Raw genomic sequence first — 828 nt, forward strand, 5'->3', positions numbered from 1 at the left:
GCCGTCCCTCGGTGTGCCTCCATTCGACCTCTCTGCGTGGTGATCTCCTAGACCGATGCGCGCGGATTGTTGCACGATCCGCTCAAGCTTGCCCAGATCATGATTGCCTCGCGCCCAAGCTCGTGGTCCACTGGGGAGGTGGATCACCTGGATGAACTGCGTACCCGGATCGCGCGACTGGCCGCAGGCAGCCCACGTCCGCTGTGGATCGAGGGAATGTCGGTGTTTTCGACACAGTACGTGACCGAACCGCTGGGCGCCGTCACCGAACCCATGATCGCTCTCATAGCCCAGGGAGCGAAGCGCACCGTCCTCAATGACCACATCTTCGAGTACCACTCGGGCCAGTACCTCGTCGCGACTGTCGACCTTCCCCTGGTCTCACAGATCACCCAGGCCGCGCCCGGCGAGGAGTTTCTGGCTTTCGGGCTTCCATTGCAGCCAGCGATCATCGCGCAACTGCTGCTGGAAGCCCCTCCCACGGTGGTCCGCCCTCATGATGGACCGGGCATCGCCACCAGCGACGCCGACGACAAGCTGCTCGACGCTGTCGTCCGGCTGCTGCGCTTGCTGGACGAGCCACGTGACCTCCCGGTACTGGCACCCAGCGTGCGACGTGAGATCCATTGGCGGCTGCTGAACGGGCCCCAGGCGGCCCTGGTCAGACAGATTGGCCTTGCCGACAGCCGCATAACCCTCGTCGCCCGCGCAATTGAGTGGATCAAGATCCATTATGACCAGGTGATTCGCATCGGCGACCTCGCCGACGAAGTCGGCATGAGTGTCTCCTCACTCAACCGGCACTTCCGTGCGGTGACCGCTATGAGT

Annotated in this window: 1 protein-coding gene; it reads left to right on the plus strand. The window is 63.4% G+C overall.

Annotation, left to right across the window (positions count from 1 at the left end; all coding sequences use genetic code 11):
- Positions 1-138: 138 nt before the first annotated feature.
- A partial coding sequence (locus tag BZY54_RS45855; protein WP_244217665.1) for an AraC family transcriptional regulator occupies positions 139-828 on the plus strand: 690 nt, incomplete at its 3' end.

The organism is Streptomyces carpinensis, from assembly GCF_002154505.1.
GTDB classification, from domain to species: domain Bacteria; phylum Actinomycetota; class Actinomycetes; order Streptomycetales; family Streptomycetaceae; genus Streptomyces; species Streptomyces carpinensis.